Source organism: Desulfoconvexum algidum (assembly GCF_055382125.1).
Genome location: NZ_AP042394.1, coordinates 2925352 through 2948365 on the forward strand (window position 1 = coordinate 2925352; position 23014 = coordinate 2948365).

29 protein-coding genes are annotated in these 23014 nt (G+C 38.0%); 3 read left to right on the forward strand and 26 right to left on the reverse strand.

Annotated features, from left to right (window positions below; all coding sequences use genetic code 11):
- Positions 1–50: 50 nt before the first annotated feature.
- The 18 genes from ACZ45G_RS13485 to ACZ45G_RS13570 form a co-directional block, all read right to left on the reverse strand.
- Positions 51–407, reverse strand: a complete 357-nt coding sequence (locus tag ACZ45G_RS13485; RefSeq protein ID WP_464178926.1) for a hypothetical protein — start codon at positions 405–407, stop codon at positions 51–53.
- A 24-nt stretch (positions 408–431) separates the two neighbouring features.
- On the reverse strand, positions 432–1505 hold the full coding sequence (locus ACZ45G_RS13490; RefSeq protein ID WP_464178928.1) for a metallophosphoesterase family protein: 1074 nt from the start codon (positions 1503–1505) through the stop codon (positions 432–434).
- 45 nt (positions 1506–1550) lie between these two features.
- Positions 1551–1970, reverse strand: coding sequence for a hypothetical protein (locus tag ACZ45G_RS13495; RefSeq protein ID WP_464178930.1), 420 nt, complete (start codon positions 1968–1970; stop codon positions 1551–1553).
- A complete protein-coding gene (locus ACZ45G_RS13500) occupies positions 1967–2200 on the reverse strand; it encodes a hypothetical protein (protein ID WP_464178932.1) in 234 nt (77 codons plus the stop codon). The genes ACZ45G_RS13495 and ACZ45G_RS13500 overlap by 4 nt, the downstream gene beginning before the upstream one ends.
- Complete coding sequence (locus tag ACZ45G_RS13505) at positions 2200–2382, reverse strand: hypothetical protein (RefSeq protein ID WP_464178934.1); 183 nt, start codon at positions 2380–2382, stop codon at positions 2200–2202. Before ACZ45G_RS13505 ends, ACZ45G_RS13500 begins: the two co-directional genes overlap by 1 nt.
- Entirely contained in the window at positions 2354–2779 is a 426-nt protein-coding gene (locus ACZ45G_RS13510) for a hypothetical protein (protein ID WP_464178936.1), read from the reverse strand. The genes ACZ45G_RS13505 and ACZ45G_RS13510 overlap by 29 nt, the downstream gene beginning before the upstream one ends.
- 36 nt (positions 2780–2815) lie before the next feature.
- Positions 2816–3217: a DUF6957 family protein gene (locus tag ACZ45G_RS13515; protein WP_464179953.1), complete on the reverse strand. Its 402-nt coding sequence runs from the start codon at positions 3215–3217 to the stop codon at positions 2816–2818.
- A 12-nt stretch (positions 3218–3229) separates the two neighbouring features.
- The gene (locus tag ACZ45G_RS13520) at positions 3230–3448 is read right to left on the reverse strand and encodes a hypothetical protein (RefSeq protein ID WP_464178938.1); all 219 of its coding nucleotides are present in this window, start codon (positions 3446–3448) and stop codon (positions 3230–3232) included.
- A gap of 14 nt (positions 3449–3462) precedes the next feature.
- A complete protein-coding gene (locus ACZ45G_RS13525) occupies positions 3463–4050 on the reverse strand; it encodes an NIF family HAD-type phosphatase (protein ID WP_464178941.1) in 588 nt (195 codons plus the stop codon).
- Positions 4047–4745 carry an antitoxin Xre/MbcA/ParS toxin-binding domain-containing protein gene (locus tag ACZ45G_RS13530; protein ID WP_464178943.1) on the reverse strand — a complete coding sequence of 233 codons (699 nt, stop codon included), beginning with the start codon at positions 4743–4745 and terminating at the stop codon, positions 4047–4049. The genes ACZ45G_RS13525 and ACZ45G_RS13530 overlap by 4 nt, the downstream gene beginning before the upstream one ends.
- Positions 4726–5076: a hypothetical protein gene (locus ACZ45G_RS13535; protein ID WP_464178945.1), complete on the reverse strand. Its 351-nt coding sequence runs from the start codon at positions 5074–5076 to the stop codon at positions 4726–4728. Before ACZ45G_RS13535 ends, ACZ45G_RS13530 begins: the two co-directional genes overlap by 20 nt.
- Before the next feature lie 327 nt (positions 5077–5403).
- Positions 5404–5583 (reverse strand): hypothetical protein, encoded by a 180-nt coding sequence (locus tag ACZ45G_RS13540; RefSeq protein ID WP_464178947.1) that lies wholly within the window; start codon positions 5581–5583, stop codon positions 5404–5406.
- A gap of 31 nt (positions 5584–5614) precedes the next feature.
- A complete protein-coding gene (locus ACZ45G_RS13545; RefSeq protein WP_464178949.1) occupies positions 5615–5845 on the reverse strand; it encodes a hypothetical protein in 231 nt (76 codons plus the stop codon).
- A gap of 32 nt (positions 5846–5877) precedes the next feature.
- Positions 5878–6123 carry a hypothetical protein gene (locus tag ACZ45G_RS13550; protein WP_464178952.1) on the reverse strand — a complete coding sequence of 82 codons (246 nt, stop codon included), beginning with the start codon at positions 6121–6123 and terminating at the stop codon, positions 5878–5880.
- Between the two features lie 150 nt (positions 6124–6273).
- Positions 6274–6687, reverse strand: coding sequence for a hypothetical protein (locus tag ACZ45G_RS13555; RefSeq protein ID WP_464178954.1), 414 nt, complete (start codon positions 6685–6687; stop codon positions 6274–6276).
- 21 nt (positions 6688–6708) lie between these two features.
- Positions 6709–7497 (reverse strand): hypothetical protein, encoded by a 789-nt coding sequence (locus ACZ45G_RS13560; protein ID WP_464178956.1) that lies wholly within the window; start codon positions 7495–7497, stop codon positions 6709–6711.
- An 11-nt stretch (positions 7498–7508) separates the two neighbouring features.
- Positions 7509–7685 (reverse strand): antitoxin Xre/MbcA/ParS toxin-binding domain-containing protein, encoded by a 177-nt coding sequence (locus tag ACZ45G_RS13565; RefSeq protein ID WP_464178958.1) that lies wholly within the window; start codon positions 7683–7685, stop codon positions 7509–7511.
- 408 nt (positions 7686–8093) lie between these two features.
- Positions 8094–8960, reverse strand: a complete 867-nt coding sequence (locus ACZ45G_RS13570) for a GIY-YIG nuclease family protein (protein WP_464178960.1) — start codon at positions 8958–8960, stop codon at positions 8094–8096.
- A gap of 501 nt (positions 8961–9461) precedes the next feature.
- Between ACZ45G_RS13570 and ACZ45G_RS13575 the strand changes: the two genes are divergently transcribed.
- Positions 9462–9797 carry a helix-turn-helix domain-containing protein gene (locus tag ACZ45G_RS13575; RefSeq protein WP_464178963.1) on the forward strand — a complete coding sequence of 112 codons (336 nt, stop codon included), beginning with the start codon at positions 9462–9464 and terminating at the stop codon, positions 9795–9797.
- Positions 9798–10067: 270 nt separating this feature from the next.
- Here the strand turns inward: ACZ45G_RS13575 and ACZ45G_RS13580 are convergent, their stop codons facing one another.
- The 4 genes from ACZ45G_RS13580 to ACZ45G_RS13595 form a co-directional block, all read right to left on the reverse strand.
- Positions 10068–10715 (reverse strand): lysoplasmalogenase, encoded by a 648-nt coding sequence (locus tag ACZ45G_RS13580; RefSeq protein WP_464178965.1) that lies wholly within the window; start codon positions 10713–10715, stop codon positions 10068–10070.
- Positions 10716–11360: 645 nt separating this feature from the next.
- A complete protein-coding gene (locus tag ACZ45G_RS13585; protein ID WP_464178967.1) occupies positions 11361–12764 on the reverse strand; it encodes a hypothetical protein in 1404 nt (467 codons plus the stop codon).
- A gap of 48 nt (positions 12765–12812) precedes the next feature.
- A complete protein-coding gene (locus ACZ45G_RS13590; protein ID WP_464178969.1) occupies positions 12813–12968 on the reverse strand; it encodes a tyrosine-type recombinase/integrase in 156 nt (51 codons plus the stop codon).
- 416 nt (positions 12969–13384) lie between these two features.
- Positions 13385–14098, reverse strand: coding sequence for a YkgJ family cysteine cluster protein (locus ACZ45G_RS13595; protein WP_464178971.1), 714 nt, complete (start codon positions 14096–14098; stop codon positions 13385–13387).
- A 651-nt stretch (positions 14099–14749) separates the two neighbouring features.
- Here ACZ45G_RS13595 and ACZ45G_RS13600 point away from each other — a divergent pair.
- Positions 14750–15388, forward strand: a complete 639-nt coding sequence (locus ACZ45G_RS13600) for a histidine phosphatase family protein (protein ID WP_464178973.1) — start codon at positions 14750–14752, stop codon at positions 15386–15388.
- Between the two features lie 56 nt (positions 15389–15444).
- Here ACZ45G_RS13600 and ACZ45G_RS13605 read toward each other — a convergent pair whose 3' ends face one another.
- From ACZ45G_RS13605 to ACZ45G_RS13615, 3 genes are all read right to left on the reverse strand, one after another.
- On the reverse strand, positions 15445–15690 hold the full coding sequence (locus ACZ45G_RS13605; protein ID WP_464178975.1) for a hypothetical protein: 246 nt from the start codon (positions 15688–15690) through the stop codon (positions 15445–15447).
- 28 nt (positions 15691–15718) lie between these two features.
- Positions 15719–16456, reverse strand: a complete 738-nt coding sequence (locus ACZ45G_RS13610) for a putative quorum-sensing-regulated virulence factor (RefSeq protein WP_464178977.1) — start codon at positions 16454–16456, stop codon at positions 15719–15721.
- 79 nt (positions 16457–16535) lie between these two features.
- Complete coding sequence (locus ACZ45G_RS13615; RefSeq protein ID WP_464178979.1) at positions 16536–17159, reverse strand: tyrosine-type recombinase/integrase; 624 nt, start codon at positions 17157–17159, stop codon at positions 16536–16538.
- 1563 nt (positions 17160–18722) lie between these two features.
- On the opposite strand from ACZ45G_RS13615, the gene ACZ45G_RS13620 reads away from it, so the two are divergent.
- Positions 18723–19781: a hypothetical protein gene (locus ACZ45G_RS13620; protein WP_464178981.1), complete on the forward strand. Its 1059-nt coding sequence runs from the start codon at positions 18723–18725 to the stop codon at positions 19779–19781.
- A 1601-nt stretch (positions 19782–21382) separates the two neighbouring features.
- Here the strand turns inward: ACZ45G_RS13620 and ACZ45G_RS13625 are convergent.
- Positions 21383–22180: an MBL fold metallo-hydrolase gene (locus ACZ45G_RS13625; RefSeq protein WP_464178983.1), complete on the reverse strand. Its 798-nt coding sequence runs from the start codon at positions 22178–22180 to the stop codon at positions 21383–21385.
- Between the last annotated feature and the right edge of the window lie 834 nt (positions 22181–23014).

Below are 23014 nucleotides of genomic sequence, written 5' to 3' on the forward strand. Positions count from 1 at the left end.
CCTTTTTTTCTGGATCTTCAAAATTTATCATCTGACAACTTCACCGGATTTTATTTTGATGCCTCTTTTTTGTGTTTATCTATATAATCCTGGAAAGCATTCTCACCCTTCTTGTACATGCCTTTTTTCGCAACAAGTGGGAGTCTTGATTGATCTATTGCACGAAACGGAAAAGTTGAGAGCAGAATGTCACTCTTTTGTCCATCAGGGACTTCTGCTTCCTGGCCTTTATTTATGACGTTAAGAGACCAAGCCATCTCGTTTGGGGTGACTTCAGCAATGGCTGTTCCGTCTACAACAATAAAAAGCTGAATAGCATCTGCCCATGCAGGCACGTTCAAACATAAGACAAAAGCAACAGCCAAAAACCCCACAGGGATGACCCTAAAGGGCCTTAATTTCTTCATTATTTTCCTTTCCATTTTAATCAATTATATTGCAGATTCAACGAATTTTATTTTAATTCCTTTTTGATCACAAAATTTCAAAAAGTCCACGGAATAAGGGGTATCGTACATTTTTTCACCCGGATAACTGGTTTGCCCTTGGCCTGCAAGAGAGTCCCAAAAGGGCTCTCGCAAGTATTCTGGTAGCTCAGAAATCCGGATATATTCCATTCTTCCTTTAACGTGATAGCTTTTAACCATAAGCGTTTCTGTATCATGCCCGTACCTCTTCATCATTCCCAGATCGTCAGTATCAATGATCACAAAAACCGGATTCATGCCGCCCTGCCCGGGCTGCACACAAATACTTTCCCCTAAGGGAGCTTGCCAAATTCCGGTCATTTTATATGACTCGTGGATATGCCCATGCAAAGACAAAAGGGGCTGTTCTTTTTTTAGAAATCCCAAAACTGCGTGGGATGCTGGTCTATCACCGTTTGCACATACGTCAAGCCCAAGATTTGCTGGGGGCATATGGATAACATATATCGCTTTTTTCATGTCTTTGGGCCGAACCAGGGCCTTCAGCTCATCTTCAATAGTGGGTTGATCCCGGGCATGGGAATACCAATCATCTCTTGATATTTCCTTCCAGCCATAACCGTTTCCTTTTTCGATGGAAAAAGAGGGTGTTCCTCTTTGTTCCGGAAACTCAAAGCCTTGTTGATCCATCCTGCACCGGTCTTTGAGTCCAAATGGATAGTCGGTGATGAGGTTAAAACCGATAAATTCTAAACCGGCAATCACAACACTCCTGCCGGCAATATTATGGATAAACTCAAATTGATTGCAGACCCGATCAAACGGCTCATCATAGATCCGAAGATCGTCGTTGCCAAAACAACACAAATAATGGATGCCGGCTTTTTCAAATTTGGAAAAATAATGTTTTTCAAGGTTTTTGATAAAGCTGGGTTGCTGCTTAAAAACGGGATTGATTTTGGGGAGCATGTCAGCACCGTTGATCACCATATCCACTTTGTGCAGCACCGCTTTTTTCCATACCTGATTATAATAATGTTGAGATCCGTGGAGATCTGTTGTGTATAGTATTTTCATGATTTTTCACCTTTTGGGGCTATGAGTTGGACACGGCCCCAGGAATTAAAAGAAGCCTTCGGCTGGATCAGTTCCTCGAGCAAAAGCACGGAAATCGCTTGGCCAAACACAATCCCCCGGCGCTTCCCCAGGGGGAATAGGTGTATTTCGACCAAGAAGAAACTTTTTAAACTTTTTTTGATCTTCAATCTGGAGGTCCGAAATCCGGACAAATTTATACTGCCCTTTTTCATGGATCTGAATTTCATGGATCACTCTGTATAGTGTGTTTTGCGTCTCAATCACCCCTTTATCCCTGTCAATCGACACGATCCGAGATGATCTTATGCGATCTCCTGGCTGATAACGACCTGCAGCATCCTCAACCACGATACCCAAAAAAACCAAAGACTCTGGATCATCCGATTTTGGACAATACGCTTGCCAGTTTTTGATCAGTCCACCATCTTTTTTTTGAATTTTCAAACCGCCTCTCGCACCGGGTTAACATAAGCATATCCACCATCTCTTAACTGCCAGTTAACAAAAGTGGCATAGCTTTCAGCACATACTTTGTTTTTAAATGGATGTGTGGATCTTTCTATACCGTTCTCTTGAATGACTATTGCATAACCAACTATTTTTTCCAGGAGTGCCTTGAATTCTGTTTGTTCTTTATGCTCCAGGGCAACAAATTTTTCATATTCTTTTTCCATTATTTTTTTGTCACCAAACTTATATTAAAGTTGATCAGTTCCATCAAGTTTTCGGAAGTCACTTTTTGCTCACCAAGAAGACCTTTTATTCCTTTGATTATTCTTTTGTTTGCTTCCGTGTTTGAGGAAACAGACAGTATCATTGCATCCAGATCAAATTCGCTTACTTTTTTCTTCATCATCTATATTCTTCTTTGACTCTCTCGCTAAGCATTCTTGACAAATAGTTTTGATCCAATCTTCAGTTTGAATCACATCTTTAGTTGTCCCGCACGTCTCACAAATGGACAAAGATAAATGCTCTGCGAAATTTATATATCCCCTCAAATAATTATCTTTACAGTTTGTGTAGAAGCGCAAACCCCCAAACTTCTCTTTGACTTGAATTGCTTCAACTTGCGAATAATTATTTCTATCAACATGGAATTTAAGACAGTTACACAGCTCGTCAATCAGCCAATACCAACCATTCCCACAGCTAATCCCGAAACACATCAAGGTTTCTTTTGGCCCCAGATCTTTTTGAACAAAAATTTTGGGATATTTTTCAAAAAGCTTCATTTGCAATTCTTTTTTCATAGTCAATCTCCATTGTTTACTTTTTAAAACTGATTTTTAATAAAAGACTCCTAAAATACCATTCCCCAGATCCGGCAAGACATCATCACCTTCATCGATAACTTTATAGACGGTATTTTGAGTCTCAATAATTCCTTTTTCCCGATCAATTGAAACAATATACGAAGAACGCATATGATTTCCTGGCTTCCAACGACGGGCTGGATCATCAACGACCGTTCCCGAAAACATCAGCGGTCCAGGATCAAGCATGGCGGTGGGGTTATACTCTGCAAAAAGTTTTTGGTTCTCGTCCCCGCCTGGGAGGGTCAGGTGATGGAGTTGCCAATTCTTAATAGTGCCACCTCTTCGCTTCCCCGACTCATGCTTTGCCGCTTTTTCGTGATCCTCTTGAGCTTTGAGCTCATGTTCTTCAAACTTTTCGAAGCTCGAAATTATTGCATCTGGATACTACTTTAAAAGTTGCTCTCTTGACCTGAGATTATCTGGCACACTGTTATCAGCAAGCCAGGTTTCTAAGACCTCATCAGCTTCAATGCTGGCATTGAACTGATAGCCAGAAGAAGGCTCATCAACAATATTTGAAATCGATACGCACCCTGGCAGATCAACGAAATCATATTGGTATTCAGTTTCTGTTGTAGTCAACACCGCAAAATAAGTTTTCATATTTCAGCGCCTTTCTATTCGTCTTCAAGTATAATTTGAGTCAGCTTGTCTTTTTCTTTCTGCAGTTCGATATTATCCAGCAACAGATCATCAATCTCATCTTGCAGCTCTTGTAGCTTCTTATCTTTGTCTCCTGGCCAGGACACGTCCACCGGTTTGCCGGTCAGTTTTTTAATTTTCCGTTTCAGTTTCCAAAGGGCGTTTTCAAGCTCGGCATCATTTGAATCTTGTGGATAAAAAAAATTAATAGGAATCCATATATGTTCCTGTCCGGGTTTTACGAAGCCCAAATGATCATCCACAAGGATTGCATGTTTAGCATCAGACCCACGGATCAGATCGAGGTCCTTAAAATCAGTGTCGTGACTAAACCAGTCAACCCACTCAACGCCACTAAACCAATTTGGAGCAAATCCTTTGCTTGAAAGCTCCAGGGTGATCTCTTCGGCTGTCTCTTCATCGACCATTGTGTAGATCATAACCCGTCCTAATTCCTTGCAAGCCTCCAGGAAATCATACAGCCCAGGCCTGGGAATCCGGGTTGTTTCGTCTGAGATCAGGGTCCCTTCGAGATCGAGAGCAATTGTTATAGTCATTGTCATGAGAAAATCCCTTCATCAATCTGAATTAATAGATTCTTGACTTCCTCAAATCCACCTGGTGTCCCAATAAAATTATTAGGGATAGCCCCATCAAGGCCGTGGGCTGGTGAGGTAAGCCAATCCCATGTATCTTTGTAATTATTTTCAAAAACCAGGAAAGCAGCTTTAAACAGTTCTTCCCTGGGTTCCATAATTTCAAAGATCTCTTTAAGGGAATACGGGTAAAAATTATTAGTATCAACCCCAACATCCAATTGGAGGCCGTAAGGAGGCACATTGCCATGATGGTGACCGTAGAGCTGCCAAGTGTTATAATGTGACCGTGGCCAGCTCCGCATTGCATAATGGCAACAGACAATTACATGGGATTTTCCATCATTCTTGTGATTATGTGTCCAAATTATCTGTTCGATTCTCAGATCCTTCTTTGCCGGCCCACGATTAAGCCAGTGATCATGACTCCCTGGAAGAAAAATGTGTTGGCCGTTAAGCTGTTTGATAATTGATTCCGCAAAAGGCCGGTCTTTTGGTTCGCAAAAATCTCCGATATGGACTGTCGTGTCTTTAGGAGTTACTACGGAGTTATGCCGGACGATAAGAACCTGATCCATTTCTTCTGCAGACTTGAATGGTCGGCTGCAGTATTTGATAATATTGGCATGGCCATAGTGTTCATCAGCGGTGAAGTAATACATCGGGCCTCCAGTTTGGGTATAATTTTTCAATTTCTGCTTTATAATCGTTACCCTGGGTCCATCTATCACACAAATCTCGGTCCATGGTAAATTCCGGGGCGGCGTGATCAAGAGGAATATAGCCGAGGTCATCCAGAATATGTTGCTCAGCGACAGCCCGGACAGGCCCGGGGATCTCTTTGCAAATCAGGAAAATACCTAATCTGTGGTGCAAGAGAACTCTATGATACGGACCATATTTGCCAAAATATTGGTCCAAGAAGACATGAACTTCCGTCCATGGATCCCCGAACATCTCAATGCTTCTTTTTTCGTGCTCTTCTCTTTTCATTTATACCGCCTAAATTTCTTTTTTCGATTTTTATATATAAATGTATCTCAAATCGTGGAAAGGGGCAAGTTTGTTGGTTATAGGGGGTGTATCCCTCGGAAAGAGACCCTCTTGTTCTCCTGTCCACCTGTCCTGTTGTCAAAATTAGAGTAAAGACCACAGCACCAACGTATTTTAGGTTTTTTAGAAAAAATAGTTTGAATTTAATTTTAGAAAAATGAGACGGAAGGCCTTGTCAATAAGGGGCCTTGCTCGTATTCTTCTTATTATGACAAGTTGAGAATTCTGTCATAATAAGGAAGCAAACACACAAGAACTCCCATGAGCTCACACAAGGCTTTTGGAAGGCGATGCAAGCCACTTCTCGGCCCGTTTTTTGTCCTTTAAAGCAGCTATAGCGAGTTCCATCAGCTCGTTTTTTTGATGTTCAATGAGTGCGGTCATACATCTTATTCTCCGTGATTTCTTTAGAAGATTTTTGGGGTCCGGGGTTTCTTTTTTTGACATACCTCTCCTTTTTTAAGGGATAATATTCGCCTTAGTTATCCTTTAAAAAAGGATAATCACCTTCGGCAATGTGTTGTTCAGCCACGGCCCTTGCTTCTTCACCAAACTTCCGCATCACCAATTCGATACCTTGCTGGTGGTGCAACACGATGCGATGATCTATCCAATATTTTTCAAAATATTGCTCAAGAAATTTATGGATTTCTGTCCATGGATTTCCAAAAGTCTCAATACTCCTATCTTCATGCTCTTTGCGATGCATCAGTTTTTTATCCTACCCTTTTTAAAGGACAATTAATTAGCCAACCACTCTTTTTCAAAATGTGCTGGATTTGAGATAACATTCCATCGTTCAGGGCCTCTCCGAAGAATTGTCAATTGTTGATCAAGTGATTTTATATCTTTAAAGTCGGACCATGGAATAAAAGAAACTGGTTTCCCGACTTCACCCTCAATCACGCTCTGCAGCCGATCCAAATCACCAGATTCCAGGAAATCCACAACCATCTTAAATGCCTCTTGCTTGGACGGGTCAAACATAAAACTTCCATAAGTTTGATTCTGTTCTTCAGCGAACGGCGAAACAGTCCCGATCAATCTCAAGCCATATTTATCATCTTTAAAGAGGTCTCTAAGCTGCCCTTGGAGAATGTTTCAAGCATCAATAACTTTTTGATCAGCCTTATAATCTCACTCCGGTGGTTCAGACATAAGCTCATGGTATCTGATGATGAGTTGTTCTTTTTTAAAATTGAGAAAGTCATCTCGATGAATACACTTTTCACCAGGTTCCGGGTCGATTTTCGTGATCCCATACCGCCATTCCCAGATACGAAATTTCTCCTGATCTTTTTTGCTGAGCTGTTTAAAAAGGACATATTTAAAATATGCAGTTTTTTCTCCCACCTGGATCTCTAAAACTTCCCGAAAAACGAAGTACCAATCTTGCTGATCTCTGGCCTCATTAAGAAATTTTAACTGATTGTCATATACTTGATAGACTCTGATCTTCCAGTCAGCCCACCCCAAATAATACCCAGGAATCAAATGAAGGCCCCACCACAATTGTTGGCCACGATCATTCTTTTCACTTCCTTTTTCCATGTTCACCTCCTATTTAAATCTTTAAATTTCTCCAAATTCATCATCGAAGATATTTAAAAGAGCAGCAGCTTTAGACCGGCCCAGTGTTTTATGCGCAACTCCTAAGAGCACTCCTTCTTTTAATTGCTTTTCAGTTTTTATTGATCCTTGTGGTTGGCCCAAGATCATCTCTAAGTCTGCGCATCGATCTAATAAAGACATTACTCTGATGTTATCCAATTCATAATATTTGGGATCATGCTGAAAACGTTTGAAATAATAATCCCGCTTTATTTCGATTGCTTTGAGCAAAGAAAAAATTTGCGGATTATCCTCAAAATTTGTGACCCTACAATCTTCATAGTCCTGGATTTCTTGCGGCGTTAGAGCACCATTAATCCGATCCGACATTTCTTCGACAGTCAGACCGAGAAGGAGGTATACTAATTTTATTTCTTTGCTGTAGTATTCTGCTAACTCTTCTTGAATTTTTCTTTTTTCACAAGGCACACGAGCAGATATTTCAAAATCCAAATATTGCCCATCCTTTAAGTCATCAAAACCAATAATAGCAAACGGTTTTGCAATCACTTCTGAAAGAGCCTTTTTGAAAATCTTAGGAATATTTTCTGATCCTTTAAACTCGACCACAAAAATAATCTTTTCTTGCTGTTTTGGATCGAATTTTAAAGTATCATCAGAACTCTCATAATTAATATGAGTAACAATAGCCAAACGATTTAAGGAGCCTAAAAACTGTTCAAACACACCATCAAGACGCTGTTTGAATTTCCTTCGGCTATTGATCGCAAACCATTTGTCTTGGCTCATGTGTAAACTCCTTACTCGATTCTCCCGAGTAGATTCCGGACTTCCGCAAGCCCTTCCGGTGTCCCGATATATTCAATGGGGATTTCACCCCCCAGGCCAAAGGCTGGTTCTGTAAGCCATTTCTCTGCCACGACCGGATCTTCAAAGACTTGGGTGACGAGATCCAATATTTCTTTCTTGATTTTCATAGTTTTCAATTGTATATCAAAGAGCCGAAAGGGGCAATATTGTTGGCTATAGGGGGGTGTATACCTCGGAAAAAGACTCTGTTGACCGGTTAAGCACCTGCCCTGTTGTTCCCTTGCCGTCGTTGTCGTAATTAGAGTAAAGATCACAATGCCAACGGTTTTCAGTTTTTTAGGTAAAATAGTTTGAATCTTATTTTAGAAAAACGGAACAAAAAGATAGGTCCATAAGGGGTCTTGCTCGTATACTTCTTATTATTACGACAAGTTGAGAATTCTGTCATAATAATAAGCAGACTCACAAGAACTTTCATGAACTCACACATGTGCGTAATCAGGTGGTCTTCCTGCAGACATGCAGGATAATCGCTTGTGTGAGGTAACTATGGAATTAACCCATACACCCCATGCCTATGCATTCCAGGAAGCGATTATTGAACGAGAGGTACGATTGAAATCCAAAATTGGAATATTATCAATGACTGCTTTTGACTTCTGCGGTAATTTATATAAAGCATCTCGAATTAGAGTATTTATGTATGTCATGTAGGGATGATCATCTTTTTTAAAATTTAGATTATATTGAAATATATCCCCATCAACAAAGTTGGCTGAGCAAATCTTCCAGGATACTGAACCAAAGGAATCCTTCATATAAAATTGAAACAAAGAAAATACGGAATCTATTAGTTTAAATTGAGATCTATTATTATATCTTATACGAAAACAAATGGTATCGTCTTCGACATCATACTGAAATGGTATTCGGTACTGATAGCGCAATAAAATTTTTATCAAGATAAACAATTTCTTTAAATTTGCAGTACAACTATCCATTGAATTGATACATTCAGTGGTTTTATCCGAAAATATTTTGCTTGGGTGATCGGGGGGCTTTTGAGGGTTATTTTTCTTCTCTATAATCGATTTTTGAATGCCTTTTTTTAATGCTTCCGGGTTTCCTGTGGGCAATAAATATAATCTTATATGCTCTAAGGCTTGTTCTATCGCATCCATTGAAAAAAATTCTGTTTTCCCATCCCCTTCCTCAAACTTGACAGAATACCTTGAAAGCATGAACTGCAGTGAGTTTTCCAACTTAAAAACGTTCTTTTTCTCTATCTCTATCGAATAAGAGGACTTATAATCTACACTCCCCCAAATTTTTTGGAGTTGATTAATTCGACCCTGAATAGAATTTGCTTTCCCTATTTTTATTACTTTTTTTTCTGGAAACACCAAAATGTATAGATTTGATTTTTTAGAAACCTGTGTCATCGTTTTCCTTTTCCTTTTCTTTTTATTCGGTAAAACAAAATGCTGAACAACTGCATATTTTATGTAAAGGTTTATTCGTGTGGCATTTCCAACTTCATAATGCGCTCTCTTAGTCCTTTATTTACCCTTCTTTCTTCATCCAAAAGGACTGTAACATTATTAAGCTTGCAATTTAATTCATGGTGGACTCTTGCGATTAGTCTGATGCTGTAGTCTACTCGATGCACTTTTTTTCCAGTGTTTGATGATCCCATTCTTATTCCTTAATTATTTATACTTCGTTTTTGTGATATATTTAATAAATACTGACCCATCCCCTTACAAATTTAGCACCGTCCAAATCCAATCTTTCAGACATCTTTTTCAATTTATGTTCGCATTGGATATACTATATATATCACTATAACGAACTTTTGTCAAGCAATTAATATTGTTTTAATGAACTTTATGTATTACTATAATTAACTGCTTTATAACCCACTTTAGAAAGGACCGTTTAGATTGGAAGGATTATCTATAAAATTAAAGAAGGCCAGAAAAGATAAAAGTATTACTTTAGAACAACTTGCAAAAAAGGTAGATTCAAGTAAAAGCTATATCTGGCAAATCGAAAATGAACGTAAAAACAAGCCATCATTTGATATCATTGTTAAAATCTCAAAAATTTTAGGCATTACATTAGATTACCTTGCAAATGAGGATGATACTAAAATGCCATTGAACCAAGAAAATAGTTGCTTTTTAAAGAAATTTGATGAACTCGACAAAGATTCAAAAGAAATAATAGAACAGTTAATAGACCATTTGATTAGAATCACCGAAAATAAAAATCATTAATTCCTAACTGCATACAAGCCCCTATATAACCCACAACGGGCTCTACTCATTCGAATATTTTCTCCTCAATCTCAAAAGTCTTTTCTTATCTTCTTGGGAAAGACACCCAATGCTTTTAAAAGCGACTTTGCCAGTGTTGCCAGTCAGTCTGAGGGTTTGTTCACCGGCTGCTGGCAATCATACCAAACCGGATGTCTCCCGTGATTATCTGCGTGAAATCATCACGGACCAGATAAGGCCGGCAGTGTATGGGGCGGTTCGGTCAAGGTCCTATCGTTGCGGTTTTATTTTCAGGGTGCCGTAGGTCAGCAGGGCCTGGGCAGCATAATAGGTAAACATTACCCAGAAACTTGAATAAGCAATGGGTGCAATAAACATGGGATAGGCGATCAGAGAGTCGGAAATAATAAACAGTACTGCCCCTGCGATGATGATACCGTTGGTGTAGCGACCCAGACAGGCGGACAAACCCATGGCCAGGATGACGCCGAGATATACAAAAATCGGGACTTTCATGGGGCCGAGCCCCGGGTAAAGCATGACAGTAAATTCCAGGGTAAATAGGATCATGCCCCCCATGACCAGAGCTCGCATCAGGGTAAGGCGAGGCTTTCGTAAAAACAAAAAGATATAGCAGAAATGGGCCAGGATAAAAGCCCCCATTCCTGCCTCAAACAGTCCCTCCACCGGCAACTCAAGTAAAATATCCCCGATTCCGGAAAACACGAGCCCCACCCCCAGCAGCCGTTTCCCCGGCAGATTGAGGAAGGAAAAAAAGGCCAGACAGGCAATGGGAATGGTTTTGACAAGCCAGCTTAAGGTGTGGGGCTTGGAATTCATGAAGGCTAAAAAGGCAATGGAAAAGACTATGAACCCGGTGATCAGAAACCGATTGAACCAATTTTTTCCTTTTTCCACAGCACCTCCTTTTTATCCTCTGGTTTGGGAGACCTTACCATATTGTTCCTTGACCTGCGTAGAAACTTTTTATGAAAAAATTTCCAACCCGGTAAGTTCCATGGTGCACAAGAGCGGCAGGCAACCAACGTCACCGGCCGTAAGTGTATTCTCTCCAAAAGACCAACTTAATACATTAATAACCGCCTTGAATAAGGTTCCCGCAAAATCAGGTAATTAATATATAGATCACATTTTAGCGGATTCTGAAAAATAATTTTCCGGAGTATTGATCAAAATCTGCTCTATTTCCAATTATGTTGATATCATACCAGCAAAATTAAAGATTGTGGCATCCCAGATATTATGGCCCGAAAAACATAAAGAAAGCGATCAATTACAGGGAAAGTCTGGGGGAATTTATCAATCCTGAAAGGCCATGATTATAGCCAGAAGTCTACTGTCAATTTTTTATATTAAATACTGTAATTTGGTAAAGAGCTTCATTTGATCAATTTTGAACTATATAATTGAATTTTAAATGGCTTGTTGGCCACTTGCCGGGCGACGGATTAAGAGAAGGTTGACAGATCCTTTATCGACAGTTATTTCAAGCTGACTCGGTGCAAAACTCGGTGCAATTTTATTAAATAGATTCACTTTTTATTAAAAACCAATTTGATTTTCAATAAATGATTGAATCATACCCATTCCTATGTCACCGATTTTGCTTCCAAGTGGTAGAATGAAACCTTTCAATTTTTGTTTAGCAGTTATTCTATCTGTTTTTTTTACATTCGGATCAACTAATTCGTGTACGGCAGAAGTTAACTCTACTTTTTTGTCAGACCCATATTGTTCGATGATATCTAATAATGATTTTGCATCAGGTCCTATATGTTGATCTCCAATAATCTCTTGAGCAACTACCCCATTGATAGTTTCAATGATTTGGGGATTAATATTAACCGTTAAATTTTGTGAAGTCTGTGGAAGGGCGTCTCTATTAAAACTTATCGCTGAACTAAAACCATCGATTCTCGGGATACTATTATCAATTATTTTGTCAATAAGTGACCAATCTTTTTCAACTATAGCATATTCAGCTAATTCACTCTCAAGATTATGTTTTATAGTTAAAAGTTTTCGTTCTCTTTCTTGTTTCAAATCTATGTGTAAGCGTCTTGCTTCTCTGGTATACCGGTCAATTATATTGAATACTTCTGTTTTATTAAGATTTTTAGATTCCAACAAAACCTGTGCTTTAACAGGGTTTGCAATACAGGTATCTAAAAAAGTGGAAAATTCTGTAAACTTATCAGGGAGAGTTGAAGGAGGTACATTATTGTCTCCAAAAAATTCATACATCACCCCTTGATTTGTTCTATATTGATCCTGTCGTATGTTAAATTTGGATACTTTCTGAAGATATTCTCTGAACAGTTGAAGGAGTTTTTCAGCTTCATTGGCCCACATTCTTTCAGCCGGTACATAAATCCTGAAGATTAGATTTTGTTCATTTTGTTCTAAAAATGAAGTAACTATGATGGTTAATTCAGCATTCGTTTTGTATGGCATTAGTTGAATATTATGAGCTTTTAAAATTTGAACGACTTTGGTTCTTGTTTCTTCGTCGGGTGGTTTGAAATATCCTATATCGAATTGATCTTCAAAATAGGTGTCATCATTGATAGGACTTAAGGGTATTTGATCTTTTGTAAAAGGTTCTGACCTTCGGTTATTAGTATCAAATTCATCGGTTATCTCTCCAGTTATTAAAAATTCATGTGCCATGAAAATATTTGGAACTTTGGATATTTTTCCGAAAAGATTTCCACCGACTTCCTTATACGTGGCATCGCATAAAAAACTATATGTATAGTTAGTTAACTTAGCCGCAACAGCGGTCACGTTGTAGTTGTCAAAATATTTTATGATGGTTGCCCAATTTTGTTTTTTAGATTCAAGCATTTTGCGTTTGTATAGTGTGCCAGTAGCCTTTAACTTTGCTAAGACTCCGTCATTATCGGCGTTGCCAAGAAACAAAATAATATTTTCTTTATCACTCATATAAATTCCTTTGAAATAATATCCTTTCAGTTCCGAATAATTCTAAAATCAAATGTTCATTTTTTTAAAATTGATAGAATATTTGAAATGCCCCAGAATTTTTTGGATAACATTAATCTCAATTCCTGCCTCAAGCATTGTGGTAGCAGCAGAATGTTTCATATTATGAATAACTCTTATCATATATTTTGCAGATCTGGGCATTTTTTAAATCGGTGTGTGTGTCCGAGTGGGCCTGCAAGGAGATGAATTTTTGAATTTTTATACAATTCAACTATATTTGGAGTAAACCTATGTGAAAGGCATAAGCTCCCATTACGTTATATTGGAGTTTAATCTATCATCTCTAAGACCTCGGTTCCAGAATGTTTTCTCATGGATCTCAACGAGAGGGTTCTATAAAGTCTTTCGCAATAGATGAAAGATAAAATTCTATACATAAAAATTAACAGACCACCATTCTGCTGCGATGTGGACTATGTCTATTATTAACCGCCCAAAGACTTGCCAGAAAAGGCGATCACTATTTTTGCCAGTCCTTCCTATCTGGTATTCATAACTGGTGATCAAGCAAGGCCTCCAGGCATTTATAAATCAAGCACTTCGGCTCTGTTAAACGGTTATTCTGCGGAAAATCCTTTGCAGTCATTATCTATAGCATGTCTTTTAGATTTCGGAAAATTTCGACAATGGTCGGGCTTGGTTTCATGAATCCTACAGATATATTTATCTTTTTTAGGGAGTTTTCTTAACCAAGGGCAGCGATCTACTGGTTCGTCGGTCTTCGGATTGACCCAAATATCATTCAATCCTACAAATGAAACCACCCAATCCAAAATGTCATATCGATTTTCCCGTTCCCAACGTAGCACATCAGAGTCAGGAACAGACGTCTCAAAGGCATCTGACAAATCAAGACAGCAATGACCGCATTGGATGCATTCGAATTTTTCCATTCCAGTTTCAACCAAAATCCCGGTGCCATCAGTTTTAGGGTGTCTGGCAACTTTTGCACTTACCATCTCAATCCTTGAATATACCTCTGCAATTATTTCTGGCGGCTTAGAATTTACCAAATCTATAAAAATTTCCACCAGGTCGACACCGTAATAGAATTGTTCGCTGCTATCTGATTTTATCCACAACCCATTACGATCGACAAAATCTAATGGATGCATCTTTATTCGGTCTTTTCGAATCTCAAAATTTCCGAAACCCTCAATTAGCGGTTTGATCTCTTCTTGTTTTTTTAGTTCAGATTGCATCATCAGGGTGTTTTTTAACTCTTTTACGGCTTCAGAAATAGAAACAAATTTTAGATTTTTTCTACCCATGGCAAATTAGTCCTTAAAAAGAGGTTATTCATAACTCCGGGCGGATTCACTGTCAAAAGATACATGATTCAAGCGGAGACATCAAATGTTCGATTTTTAAAGATCTGATTTTGTTTGAATAATACCGGCAAAAAAAATACAGAAATAAAGAAAATATCTGCCGGTAAAAAAAGTGGGATATGAGATGACTCCACTATGGATCGAAGACATTATCAGTGATTAGTTCCGATTTATATCGGCACTTTAAATTTTTTCACTGAGGACTACGTCAAAAACGGAATTTTCCAGTGCCAAATTCAGAGGCACACACTATTATTAATAGTAACAGGCTTCCGGCATTGGCCCCAGGGATGAGATCAAGGTCTTTAAATTTGGTTTCGACCGAAAACCAATCGACCTACTCCACTTTTGCAAACCATGAAGGGAAAAACCTTTTCCAAAAGCTCTTCTGTGATTTCACGAGCTGTCTCATCATCGACCATCGTGTAGGGATACCCAATGGGCATTTATGCGATCTTCATTTAATTGCAGTTACAGGTGGTAAAGAGCGAACGATTCGGCAATACAAGGAATTGCTGAATTCAAATGGTTTTTGCATTGTCTCTGTTCATAGTGGACCCAGTTTTATCAGTGTTATTGAGGCACAACCGCATGAATAGTGTAGGTGACCAAAAGAATCCAAAGAAAGGCTCTTTGATAATCATGCGCCACGCTGAGCGCCCACCGATCCCTCAACATTCATTCGGGAACAAACTGTCCATTACATCAAAAGGAAAAACAACATCTAAATATTTAGGGGAAAAATACGGTTCAAAGATCCATTCAATTCATTCAAGTCCTGTAACACGTTGCATTGAAACAGCTTCAAATATCATAGAAGGAAGCCGACAAGATCTTTCAATTATTTCTGATACCATGTTAGGCAACCCTGGTGCCTTTATTTCAAACCAATCCATTGCTGGAGAAAACTGGCAAAAATTTGGCCATGAAGGTGTATGCCAAAGGCTATTTTTTAATGATGATCCCATGAAAGGATTCTACCCTCCCCGAGAAGCGATATTGAATCTTTTAAAACACATGGTTTCTCATCTTCCACCAGAAGGGTTGACGACTCTTTTTGTTACACATGATATTATCATTGCTACTCTTGCAGTTCGCTTACTGGAACTAAAACATCATGATGATATTTGGGTAGACTATCTCGATGGGATTGAGATAATTCTTTCAGAAGGGAACCTTTTGTTGAAAAATAAGACATTCATCAAAACAATCACATGTTGGATTTATTGAATCAAAGAATAATAACGATATCCCCAACTAAAACAGCCGAAGGATGTTTTAGAACCTTAAAATAAAATTTTCGAGTTTCTCTCGATCTGTCTATTAGAAATAATAGATACTATTTCTTGCTGGATTCTTTTCCCTTTACTAAAGCCATGAATAGGATCATCAACAAGAGTTGCCTCAAAAAACAAACGTTCTGGTCCCAAATCAGTATCTGGATTTAATGCTGATAATAACTTTCTGATAGCTTTATCTTCTTTTGATTTCATGAAATTTACATTTTTAATAATGCCACCGTACTTCTTCATATATTTTCCCTCTTCCTTCAATATGTTATTACTTCAAAATCATCCGTCCACCGGACATTGCAACATCACCAGCCTGGCCTTGATCATTAAGATAGTAATTTGCCGTGTACAGCAGATCCTCATCGAAATCCTGCTTCACAACCCACTGCAAATAATCTTTTGGGACATCTCGGAAGTGTAGCCCTCGGTGTTTTCCAATAGGAATTTTGGCCATAAGGACCGGATTCTCGGAGATCCGGATCATCTCTGCCACGATCTCTGCCGGGGTTTCATACTTTTTTTGAAATTCTTTAAAAATGCGGATGAAAAGTTGCTCCAGGACAAGGATATCTCCCCATGCGTCATGGGCTTGGGCCTCGATTTCCATCCCGTAATAATAGCGGAGATATTGGAGTTTGTGGCTTTCAATCTCTCCTTCTGAGTCAAGAGTTTTTATCAGCTTTAGGGTGCAGATCGCCCTTGGGACTTCGACCTGTTCTTTTTCCAGCATCCCAACATCAAACTTTGCATTGTGGGCTACCAGGATATTGCCCGGATCCTGGAGAAGTTCCACCAGGTCGGATCTTGTTTGATGGTTTAAAAAGGCCGGTTTGCCGGCAACCATCTTTTCTGTAATATGATGAGTGGCCATTGCTCCAAACTTAATCGGGACAGGAGGTTTGAAAAGCTCATTAACCTCAAGGCCCTTGTTCGTTTTATATGCGAGCTGGCACAAGTGATCGTCTTCATCCACGCCCGTAGTTTCCGTATCGAGATAAATATACATAGATGCTCCAAATATTCTTTGATTTCAAAAAGTTTTCATGTTTTTTGTATTTTTTTAAAAATACATGAAAACAAATGCTTTATCCAATTTCATTCATGAGAACATTATGAACTTCCTTGTCCTCGATCCCCAAATAACGCATGGTAACAGCCGGTGAGCTGTGATTGTATCGCTTTGCAATGACCTCAAAGCCTACGCCAAATTTAACCCGTTGTTGGTATCCCCAGGTCTTTCTTAACGTCCTGGCTCCAAAGTTGCCGGTCTTTATATTGATGGCTTTTGCCCAGCCTTTTACAAGTCTATTAACAGATCCCACAGAAATCGGCTGCGGCTGGCCTTCCGGATCTCTCTTCGCACTCTTGAAAAGGAACTCTCGGTCGTCAGGCTTTCGGTCTTCAATAAATCTGTCCAGAGCTTTCCGGATCGACTTATTTATCACGATAATATTTTTCTTTCCGGTTTTTCCCTCAATAAATTGGTGGACCTGTTCAGGTTTTAAATATCTCAGATCCCCAACACGAAGTTTCAAAATATCGGTCACTCTGATGCCTGTATTGATCCCAAGGATAAAAAGAAGGGAATCCCGGACATTCCCATCTAAAAATTTTATCAGGGTTTTTATATCAGATTCTTCCCGTATCGGATCAACCGGATTTTTATCACCTTTTTGAGGTGCATTGGGATTTTTTATATTATTGGTCATGGATAAGCTCCTTTTTCATTTAATGCTAAGTTCTCTATATAATTTAATATAAAACTTAGCATTTATAAAAACCGAAGTCAAAGAAAAAATGAGAATAACGGCGAAGATGGTTTACTTGCTTGGGTTTAGACTGTTTCTAACGATGCTAAGTCATACCTAAGACTTAGCATCGATGTTGGGCAAAATAGAAATGGTTAGAAAACGTGAAAAAGTTCTCTTTTTTATGTTTTATGGTCTTTTTTGTTATAATTTTTATTATTTCACTTTTATTGATGATTTTCTTTAAATATTATCTTTTTTCTATTTTCTGTGTGATTTGTTCTGATAAAACAAAAAAAACCTGAAATTTCTTCCGGAGCTTCTTTTTATTGTTATTTTGTTTATTTAGTATCAAAAGGTGGATTATCAGGTCCCAATCGAAAATTGACAAGTTCGCCAGGCATATCAATGATTTTATCAGGCTCCTCTAAAACTTCTTTTTTCTCCCCATAATTTAAAGAATGATTATAATTGTGTTTAAATCTTTACCTTTACCCTTAATTACCCCTTTATTATCCTTTTTGTTATTGATTCTTCTAAACCCATCATTTCACCAGTCTCACAATAGGAACCACTGGTTCATCACCAATATTAACAGGAACCGGTGGAATCAATTTGACATAGGTGTTTTGCTCCCCTTCCCTATCCAATATGTATGAAAATGGGATTTTCTGATGTGTGAAGCTTTTTTTGTACCAGGCCAGTGCTTGCGTGGCTCCCTTATGGGTTCAACCAGAGCCCCCTCCCCCATATGACAGGCAATAAGGTAATGCAATTTGTTAAAAAACTTAAAGATACCGTTTGAATTGTTGAACATTGGAAGAATCAAGATTAATGCAAGTATTGTTAACTCTCAAACCGCACGCTAAATTATGTATAAATTTGATTTCTGAATCACATGTGGAATCTTCTACAACCACAATATATAATGCGAAATGATGTAATAGAATAATTCAAGGGAGGAGGTTGATGTGGTGGCGGTCGGTTCTGTTGACTCACACAAAAGGGTTCCCACGGAACCCTTTGTTTTCACCAGGTAAGAGCAGAACCTCAGATTTTGGTCTTTACCTTTTAAAGGAATCGTGAGTATAAAATATGTCGTCACAAGTTCTTCAAACTATATCAGGGGAATAGCTATATCCAAAGCTTCTTGCTGGTGGATAAGTTAGCGCATTACCTGAATACTTCACAGAGCCGAATATCAAAGTACTTAAATCAACTGGAGCAAGATGGTTTTATAAAAAAAATCGAAAGACCAATCTTTAAAGGAAATATTCTGTACTATCAATTCGGAACCTGGGGAGGGGAATACTGGATCAGACGCTGGCTGGATCGGTGGCAACTCCTGATTCAGATTTATGGGTAAGAGATTGGCTCCAAGCCAGTATCGTATGGATGAAAAAAAACATCTTGTAATCTGATAATCGCTAAGATAACATCCACGATGTTGATCTTTCAAATTATACGCTAATTCGTTTTTTAATATCAAAAAGTTCCAAAGATAAAAGCGCAAAGGAGTGTTAAATGAAAAAACTACTGGGAGTTGCTTTAATTCTTTTTTCTCTTTGCAGTTGTGTTGGCGTGAAACCCGTTGTAAATGTCAGTCCCCAAAACGTTTTTTTATCCACAAATCCAAATCTTGAATTATCGATAGATAAAAGTTTGAGATATTCCGGAAAATTGGAAACAAATGAAGAAAACAACATTAATAAATATACTCAAGAATATCATTTATTTAACGCCGGAAACAAAAAACTCGCTATCATCCTATTAAAAAAAATTGCATCAGGGAATAAAGGACATTGGCTACCTCTAAAGATAAAAGAAGGGGAAAATGGAGTTATAATAGATCAAGGCTCCATTGAATTAGCAGGCAAACAATGGAAAACATTTGTCCAATTGATAAGTCCGAATGCCAACGAGCAAAACGCTTTTTACTCAAAAAATATAGATATTGATCAATACTATATAACTAAAGCCTATATGCGAAATTTTTCAGACAGAACACAAGTCTATGTTTCGTTTATGGCCTCTTTAAATGGCTATGAAAAAGATATTGAACAATATTTAAGACTTAAGACGCTTACTTCTGAACAAGCTGAACTTTTAAATGGCTTTTTGGTAGATGCCCAAAAACAAATAGTTTTTGTTGTGGATGTGCCAACTCAAAATAACCAGAAGCCCCATTCTATAGAGGGTAACTGGAAAATTTCAGGGTTTGAACGAAATGGCAAATATCATCGTGCGAATTTTAAATATGAGCCCATTTTTTATTTTGGTCGAACTTCATTCGATATAGTCACAGACGGGGAATCCCTGCTACCAACCCTTAAAATGGGTAAGGCCTCTTACTCCATGAGTCATGGCAAATTTAGTTTAAAAAGCTCTACTGGAGAACAGGTTAAATCAAATATCGAATTCATAGATCCAAACTCTTTCAGGGTATCAACTTTTGGAAGTTCCCCAAAAATGGAAGCAATTATTTTAAGTATTAAGGATACTTTGATGGGTATCCCATCAGGCATGACCCCCTATTCGAATGACTGGAAAAGGGACACTGCCATCTATTTTTCTAAAATATAGTTGAATTCGTTCTCATTCTGGGGCACCTGGTGCATTGATAGTGGAGGGGGGCTTGGCTGGGGTGGCGGGAAATCATGATTCAGGAATATGTTTAAATAAAGCTTTCAGATACCAATAGAGTTCCAGGCCACTCGAATTATCCGTTTCAATCAAACTGTCAATTGCAGCGCTGGCTTGGGCACTTTGACCAGTTGACACCAGTAATAGAAAACAGTCAGAGTAAAAGGTTCCTGCATCTTAAATTGATTATCACAATAATCATGTATTCGCATGATAGCGTGTAACAAATGAGCAATGCTAAAGCCTTCAATCATGGTATGAAGTGTCAGATTTCTCTTTCAGTTTTGAGGATTGACTGGCAGATCAATTAATAGCTGATTTTTGTAAAATGAAACTCAAGTATCAGTATCCGAAGGTGGAGTATTCAGCGACAGAAATTGTCATGGATACCAAAAGAATACATCACCGGAAATCTGGATTCTAATTGATGCCAATCATGCAAGTTATATTGCACTTTCGGATTGCAAAAAAAATGAAAATGCCTGTCAAATGTATCTCCAATTATGTTGCGCCTTTTTTTTGTTGCGAGTTTTTTCTATTTTTTTTAAAAAAAGGTGTATTTTCTTTGGATTTAATTTTTTCTCTCTCATCTTCTTTGCTTTTGACAGGATGTCTTCAGTGGCTACCCCGCCAGACCCCGCCCCATTCTTTAGAATAATACCCCGCCAGCCCTTCGTATAGGTTGATCATAGTCCTGAGGAGGCTCCAGGCCTATGAAAAAGAGAATACGAAAACTCAGGTGCGAAAATTGTCATGATCTGTTCATGCCGGATACCTACTACTTAAAAAGGCAGAAGTTCTACATTAATAGAATGCAAGAAAACAAGTAAAAAGTAGAATCATCAGAAGTGGCTAAAAAAGCCAAAAAATCGAGACTATTTCTCAGCCCCTGAAAATGACACTGAGTGTCCAGTAATGGCTTTTACAAAATCTCGGGTACTGGAAGAGGGGAAAGCCTTAATATTTGAAGTTGCGTTACAAGAGATATTATCGGCCCAAAAGCCAGTCTTTATTACCCTTAGCCCCACTTTAATGAAATTCGTTGAAATTTATGCTTGATATCACTGCTCATAAGGATATACTGTTGCAATCGGATAGTTTTAAAATTTGATTGCACAAGATCAAGGGTGCCAAAATGAATACATGTATTTTTTCAGTGGAGCAAAATAATTCAATGAGAAAAACACTAAAATACATAGTAATAAAAAGAGAAAATTTTGAGCGGTTCAAATTTTGGGTGAATAATCGGAAAACGAAAAACTGGCTTGACTGTTAGAACACGACAGGAACGGATATTGCCAGACACGGTGACCTATGTAATGCAGCAAATTATTATGTTGCCAGTTATTTTAAAAAAGTCTAAAATATCGCATAACCTATTGAATTTAAAGGCAATATCTACTTACACAAACATAATTAAAATCCCCTTAAAAATCAGATAGTTACGACAACTCGCAACATAACTCCAATATAGCTGAATGGACTCTTGATGCTTTTGATTGTAAGGCCTTCCATATAATGGAATTTAGTATCTGTATGAGTTACTTCTGAATTAATACTTTTTGCGAAGTATATCGTTCTGGAATAATAACTTTTACACCCGGAAGGTTTTTTTCTATTAATTTCATAAAAGTGACATGCTGAATGTCATTCCCATTCATGGGAACAGCAATTTGCGGTTTCATATCGTGAATCATCTGATACGCATATTCTGGATTGCAGGTGGGAGAAGGGTTACCTGTTGGAACAAATGCAAGATTTGACACCATTGTTTGAAGCGGCACATAGGCGGAATCCCCTCCATGAAATATTTTAATTCCGTTAATAGTGATCCTGAAGAGCATTTCCGAACCGATATGCATTCCTTCAAGGGCGTCTATTACAATATTTTCGGCATTATAAATTCTTCCCGGTGCTGGGGTGATAAGTTTTTCACGAGGAATATCTTTTTTAAGTTCTAAAACCATGTTCGGATCAATTGCGATATGGGGTTGTGATCCCTTAAACAACTCCAAAACAGTTTGCTTAGAAAAATGTTCCCAGTGCGAATGCGTACAAATAATAAGATCTATGCCCTCTTTATTAAGAATTTCCAGCACACTTTTACACAAGCACGATGGATCGAAAAGAATTGTCTTATCAGCTATTCGAACAATAACACTTGAACAAGGACCAAAGAACATAAACCCCACTTCATTCGCCTTTAGGGTCATGGAAAAAAAATTCTTGAAGGAATGGCATTCGGTTTGTTCCTTACCAGTGATTCCAACGCTTGGTATCCATAAAATAACTACAAAAACCAAAAATGATAATAATACACTAAATTGGTTTTGTTTCATGCTTATCCCCTTGAACCATTTGTTTCAAATTCAGAAGATTCTATGCAATATCATTAGTAAAAAGTCCGGTCGTATTTTGGATATTTTTTTGTTGGCGGTAGATTTTATAAATTACTAAACCTAAAGCAACCCCCTCCCTGGCTTGTTACCAGAAAGAGTGTAAAACAGCAAACCCGACCGATCAAATTGACTATTGTGTGAGAGATGATGCAGTAGCAATGGGGTTTCTCCAAAAAATATCCTTTTATTTCATAATATAAAAATACTCCTGCAAATATCTTTTGTAAATCAGGGAAAACCTTAATTTTCAAAATAAAAGTACTCATTTACAGCAGAAATTTTGATTATAGTTAAAAACTATTCTATGTAATGTAAAGAGCAGAAAACCCGAGCATATTTTGCCGGGATTTTTTGTTGGTGGTGCATAGTATCTTTTATTCAATTATATGAGCCAGAACCAGCATCAGAAAACATTCTTCAAATTACATTTTGTAATATAAAAAATTGAGTTTTTCCGATTTTCCCGACTCAACAATTAGTATCCAAAAGTGGAGTATCCAATCGCCAAAATTGTCATGGATACCAAAAGAATACATGACCGGTTCTCTGAATCAAAATTGATGCCTATCATGCAATCAACTTCATCTCCAATAAAGAACATTCAGACAGATCCTTCCAGAGTAAATTATATTTTCACCAAAGTTGAATTACTGAAATCCTTTACATGCTTTAAAGATGCTGATATGTGATAATGGTTATATTTCTTTTATTTTAATCGTCAGATATGCCCCATCTTTTAAAGATAAGTGGTTAATTATCAATATTAAAGTGATA

Bases quoted from the DNA above. Each gene is read 5' to 3' on its own strand.
- ACZ45G_RS13485 (WP_464178926.1), bottom strand. From the start codon at position 407: ATGAAGAAATTAAGGCCCTTTAGGGTCATCCCTGTGGGGTTTTTGGCT.
- ACZ45G_RS13490 (WP_464178928.1), bottom strand. From the start codon at position 1,505: ATGAAAATACTATACACAACAGATCTCCACGGATCTCAACATTATTAT.
- ACZ45G_RS13500 (WP_464178932.1), bottom strand. From the start codon at position 2,200: ATGGAAAAAGAATATGAAAAATTTGTTGCCCTGGAGCATAAAGAACAA.
- ACZ45G_RS13505 (WP_464178934.1), bottom strand. From the start codon at position 2,382: ATGATGAAGAAAAAAGTAAGCGAATTTGATCTGGATGCAATGATACTG.
- ACZ45G_RS13510 (WP_464178936.1), bottom strand. From the start codon at position 2,779: ATGAAAAAAGAATTGCAAATGAAGCTTTTTGAAAAATATCCCAAAATT.
- ACZ45G_RS13520 (WP_464178938.1), bottom strand. From the start codon at position 3,448: ATGAAAACTTATTTTGCGGTGTTGACTACAACAGAAACTGAATACCAA.
- ACZ45G_RS13525 (WP_464178941.1), bottom strand. From the start codon at position 4,050: ATGACAATGACTATAACAATTGCTCTCGATCTCGAAGGGACCCTGATC.
- ACZ45G_RS13530 (WP_464178943.1), bottom strand. From the start codon at position 4,745: ATGTATTACTTCACCGCTGATGAACACTATGGCCATGCCAATATTATC.
- ACZ45G_RS13535 (WP_464178945.1), bottom strand. From the start codon at position 5,076: ATGAAAAGAGAAGAGCACGAAAAAAGAAGCATTGAGATGTTCGGGGAT.
- ACZ45G_RS13540 (WP_464178947.1), bottom strand. From the start codon at position 5,583: ATGTCAAAAAAAGAAACCCCGGACCCCAAAAATCTTCTAAAGAAATCA.
- ACZ45G_RS13545 (WP_464178949.1), bottom strand. From the start codon at position 5,845: ATGCATCGCAAAGAGCATGAAGATAGGAGTATTGAGACTTTTGGAAAT.
- ACZ45G_RS13550 (WP_464178952.1), bottom strand. From the start codon at position 6,123: ATGTTTGACCCGTCCAAGCAAGAGGCATTTAAGATGGTTGTGGATTTC.
- ACZ45G_RS13555 (WP_464178954.1), bottom strand. From the start codon at position 6,687: ATGGAAAAAGGAAGTGAAAAGAATGATCGTGGCCAACAATTGTGGTGG.
- ACZ45G_RS13560 (WP_464178956.1), bottom strand. From the start codon at position 7,497: ATGAGCCAAGACAAATGGTTTGCGATCAATAGCCGAAGGAAATTCAAA.
- ACZ45G_RS13565 (WP_464178958.1), bottom strand. From the start codon at position 7,685: ATGAAAATCAAGAAAGAAATATTGGATCTCGTCACCCAAGTCTTTGAA.
- ACZ45G_RS13570 (WP_464178960.1), bottom strand. From the start codon at position 8,960: ATGACACAGGTTTCTAAAAAATCAAATCTATACATTTTGGTGTTTCCA.
- ACZ45G_RS13585 (WP_464178967.1), bottom strand. From the start codon at position 12,764: ATGAGTGATAAAGAAAATATTATTTTGTTTCTTGGCAACGCCGATAAT.
- ACZ45G_RS13590 (WP_464178969.1), bottom strand. From the start codon at position 12,968: ATGCCCAGATCTGCAAAATATATGATAAGAGTTATTCATAATATGAAA.
- ACZ45G_RS13595 (WP_464178971.1), bottom strand. From the start codon at position 14,098: ATGGGTAGAAAAAATCTAAAATTTGTTTCTATTTCTGAAGCCGTAAAA.
- ACZ45G_RS13600 (WP_464178973.1), top strand. From the start codon at position 14,750: ATGAATAGTGTAGGTGACCAAAAGAATCCAAAGAAAGGCTCTTTGATA.
- ACZ45G_RS13605 (WP_464178975.1), bottom strand. From the start codon at position 15,690: ATGAAGAAGTACGGTGGCATTATTAAAAATGTAAATTTCATGAAATCA.
- ACZ45G_RS13610 (WP_464178977.1), bottom strand. From the start codon at position 16,456: ATGTATATTTATCTCGATACGGAAACTACGGGCGTGGATGAAGACGAT.
- ACZ45G_RS13615 (WP_464178979.1), bottom strand. From the start codon at position 17,159: ATGACCAATAATATAAAAAATCCCAATGCACCTCAAAAAGGTGATAAA.
- ACZ45G_RS13620 (WP_464178981.1), top strand. From the start codon at position 18,723: ATGAAAAAACTACTGGGAGTTGCTTTAATTCTTTTTTCTCTTTGCAGT.
- ACZ45G_RS13625 (WP_464178983.1), bottom strand. From the start codon at position 22,180: ATGAAACAAAACCAATTTAGTGTATTATTATCATTTTTGGTTTTTGTA.